The organism is Plasticicumulans sp. (assembly GCF_035331805.1).
GTDB lineage: Bacteria > Pseudomonadota > Gammaproteobacteria > Competibacterales > Competibacteraceae > Plasticicumulans.
The window spans coordinates 1-3656 of record NZ_DAOLKE010000223.1 but is presented as its reverse complement, the minus strand read 5'-3'; the positions used below and the strand labels follow the sequence as shown (position 1 = coordinate 3656).

Genomic DNA, 3656 nt, shown 5'->3' with positions numbered 1-3656 from the left:
CATGCGCATCGAGCAGCAGCCGGCACAGCGCATCGGCATCGAGCGGCGCCGGCGGCGTCAGCACCGCGATCCAGTCATCCTGCAGCTCCCAGTGCAGCCGCGCCCCGCGCAGCGCCGGAATCTCCGCGCTCCAGCGCAGCAGCCCGAAGGCTGCCAGCGCACCGAGCGGATGACTGCCGGTAAGGCCGGTCAGCGCGAGCGGCGGGCAGGGGGCTGCTGCGTGCTGGCAGTTCGTATCACTCATGATCCGTTTCCTCCTGCCGCATCCGGCGCTCGTCCTCGGAGCGCCGGTGGTCGGCCAGCCGCAGCAGGGCTTCGAGCCAGGCGAGTCCCCACCAGCCGTAACGCCGCTGCAGGCGCGCGAAGCGTTCCGGCCAGCCGCTGTCGAGCCGCTCCAGCCCGTGCGGTCCGCGCAGCCGCAGCCGCCGGTCGAACAGCTCGAAGCTGGCGTCGAGCGTTGCGGCGCCGGGGTCGTCGATGACCGGCAGGAACGGCCGGCCGCGGCCGTGGTGACTGCCGACCAGATGCTCGACCAGCTCCGGGTCGTGGGCGGTGGCGAGCAGGCCGGGGTAGGCGCGCAGCAGTTGCACTGACGCGCATTCGTGCCGGCCGCCGCGCGGATAGCCGGCCAGATCGCGGGCGCTGGCGACGGCCTGACGGTCGAGCCGGTCGAGGCTGCCGGACTTGGCCAGCAGCGGCGCGGCGGGCGGCGCCGTGCCGCCGTACAGCCAGGCCTGGAAGCGCGGATCGGCCTTGCCGGCGTCGTGCAGGTCACCGGCCAGACCGAGGTCATCGACCAGCGCCGGCGGCAGGCCGAGCGTTTCGGCGAAGCGGCTGGCCTGATCGCCGACGCCGCGGCAGTGCGCCTCCAGCCCGACGCGCACGGTCAGCGAGGCGTCGTCGCCATCGTCGGCCGCGACCCGCTCCGGCCGCGCCTCGGCCAGCAGCCAGCCGCTCAGCTCGGCGTCTTGGGTGCGGGCGCCGTAGCGCAGCAGCCGCGGCGGCCTGCCCGGCGCGGCCAGCGCATCGAGTGCCGCGCACACCGGCACCGGCAGGGCGGCGATCCCGCGCAGTTCATCGAGCACCGTGCGGGCGTCCGGCGGGTTGTCGTCGGCCTCGGCGAAGAGCTTGCGCAACTGCTGCGCGGCTTCGGCCACCGCGGCGGCCTGTGCCTCGGCATCCGCCCCGGTCCGCAGCATCAGCCGCCACTGCGCGACGCAGGCCGGACCGAGGCGCAGCACGGTGCGGCCGTGTGTCCGGCGCGCTGCCGCTTCGGCCAGATCCGGCACCGCCTCGCGCAGCGCCGGGTTCCAGGCGCCGCCGGCGGCGACATCGAGCCCGCCCCAGGCTGCCGGCACGATCAGCGTGTCGCCGGGGCGGATCGCGCGGGGGCCGACCGGCGTGGCGCCGTCGCTGCTCCAGCGCAGTGCCCGCCGGCCGCCGCGCAGCGGGACATCTTCCGGCACCGACCCGCCTTCGAGGTCGCTGCCTTCGTCCGGCTGCGAGCTGTCGGCGAGCCAGGCGCGCGCGGTCCACACCGGTAGCGACAGCGCTTCGAGCGAGGACGGCGGCAGCGCGGCGACGAGCTCGCGGGCCCGCTCGACCCGGCCGTCGTCATCGAGGTCGCCAGTCTCGTCGGCGTGCAACTGCGGCAGGTCGGCGCGCCAGATCAGTTGCACCTCGGCCGGCGTGGTCTGCGGGCCGTGCAGCCACAGCGCCGGTTCCGGCGACGGCAGCGGCGCCGGGCTGGTGCGGGCGAGCAGATCGACGTGCATCGGCAGCAGCACCGGCGCCTGCGGGCGCGGGCTCAGGCAGTCCGCGCCCGGTGCGACCTCGCGCAGCCGGGCCGCCAGCGCCTCGATGCCGAAATCCACCCCCGGTGCCGCGGCCGGCTGGCCGCGGGTTTTCGACTTCGCCGGCTGCACGGCGACGGCGTTCAGCCACTTCCAGGTGGCAGCGATGGCGCCGCCGTAGACCGGATCGTCCTTGCCGGCATCGCTGACGTGCAGGATCGCCGCCGGTGCGCGGCTGCGGGCGCCGAGCCGGTTCAGACGGCCGAAGCGCTGGCGCAGCGCATCGAGCGGCGCGGATTCGGTGACGAGCGCATCGAAGTCGAGATCGGCGCCGACTTCGATGGTCTGCGTCGCGACCACGTACAGCGGGCGCGGATTGTCGCCGGCAGCGCGCCCGGCGCGGATGCGCGGCAGATATGCCTCGACCAGCCGGTCGCGATCGAGCGGACGCATGCGGCCGATCAGCAGCAGCGCGTCGGCATCGCCGGTGCCGCGCAGCTCCGCGTACAGCGCCCGCGCGGTGGCGATGCGGTTGACGACGATGCCGACCACCGGCGCGGCCGGTGCCGGAGCGGCGAACAGGTCGGCGGTGTCGCCCGGTGAGTGCGGTGCCGTCGTCGTCGCCGTCGTCGGACAGGCAGCCAGCAGCCGGCGGGCGCTGTCGGCGAGCCGGTCGATGAAGACCTCGGCCCTGCAGGCCAGCAGTTCGGCCGGCTTGGCGGCACGCAGGCGCCGCGCCAGTTCCGGATGCGCGTGATCGGCCGGCGTCAGGCGCAGCGCATCGCCGGCTTCGGCTGCGCCCTGCGTGGCGCTCAGCGGCACGATCGCGACCGGCCGCAGCGGCGGCGTCTCGCGCCAGTCGGCCCCGCAGTAGCGGCGGATGGCGCGCACGGTGTCGTGGAAGGGCTGCGACAGGTGCGCCTCGTCGAGCAGGATCAGCGTGTCCTCGCCGAGCAGGCCGGCGTGCAGCGGCCAGGCGAACTCGCTGAGGCCGTAGCCGCGGAACAGCAGCCGCGAGCCGAGCTGATCGACGGTCGAGAGCAGCAGCAGCGGCTGGCACGGCGATCCGGCCCAGGCGTTCTCGCGCGGCACGCCGCCGCGCAGCCGCTCGACCGCGAGCACCGGCGCCGGGCTGCCGGCTGTGGTGCCGGCCAGTACCCGCAGCCGGGCGGCAACGGCGTGCAGCACCGGGGCGGCGGCGGGGTCGGTCTCGGCGGCGCCGAGGGCCGCGGCGATCCTGCCGGCATGCGTGAAGGCGCCATCGACCACCAGCCGCCGGTCGACGACCAGCGCGATGCGCAGCGGCGCCCGGCGTTCCGCCGGCGGCAGCCCGGCTTCGAGCGCCAGATGGAACAGCGCCGCATCGAGCGCGCTGGTCTTGCCGGCCGCGGTCGGCAGATCGAGCGCCTGCGGCCAGCCGCGGCCGGCGGCGAGGTGATCGACCAGCGCCTGCTGCCACGGGAACGGCGTGAAGCCGTGCACGGCGGCGTAATACGCGCCGAAGTCGGCGGCGGCGAGCGGCGCCAGCGTGGTGACGGCGTTCATGCGCACCTCCGCGGATGCGGCAGCGGGCGCATCAGCCCGAGCCCGAAGTGCCGGCCGGCCCCGAGCACCAGCGGACCGGCGACCGGCTGCGCGAAGTCGATTTCGACGTGGGCGAGGAACTGGCCGCACCAGCGTTCGCCGGCCTTGCCTTCCCGGAATGCCGCGGCCGGCAGCGCGCCGATCAGGCGGCTGTCCGGCCCGAAGCGGACCGCTGCCGGTGCCGGCAGGCCGAGGTCGGCGCAGTGGCGCGCGACGATCACGAGCGCATCGCGCTGCGGGTGACCGGGGCGCGGGTGGTGGCCGAAGGCGAGCGGCGTC

At 75.7% G+C, this 3656-nt stretch carries 3 protein-coding genes; all 3 read right to left on the bottom strand.

Going from position 1 to position 3656, the window contains the following annotated elements; genetic code table 11:
* Positions 1-244, bottom strand: a 244-nt coding sequence (locus tag PKE44_RS13815; protein ID WP_324552172.1) for a hypothetical protein, incomplete at its 3' end; no start/stop codon positions are given.
* The gene (gene cas3u, locus PKE44_RS13810; RefSeq protein ID WP_324552170.1) at positions 237-3338 is read right to left on the bottom strand and encodes a type I-U CRISPR-associated helicase/endonuclease Cas3; all 3102 of its coding nucleotides are present in this window, start codon (positions 3336-3338) and stop codon (positions 237-239) included. The genes PKE44_RS13815 and cas3u, both read right to left, overlap by 8 nt.
* Positions 3335-3656, bottom strand: a 322-nt coding sequence (csb2, locus tag PKE44_RS13805) for a type I-U CRISPR-associated protein Csb2 (RefSeq protein WP_324552168.1), incomplete at its 5' end; no start/stop codon positions are given. The genes csb2 and cas3u, both read right to left, overlap by 4 nt.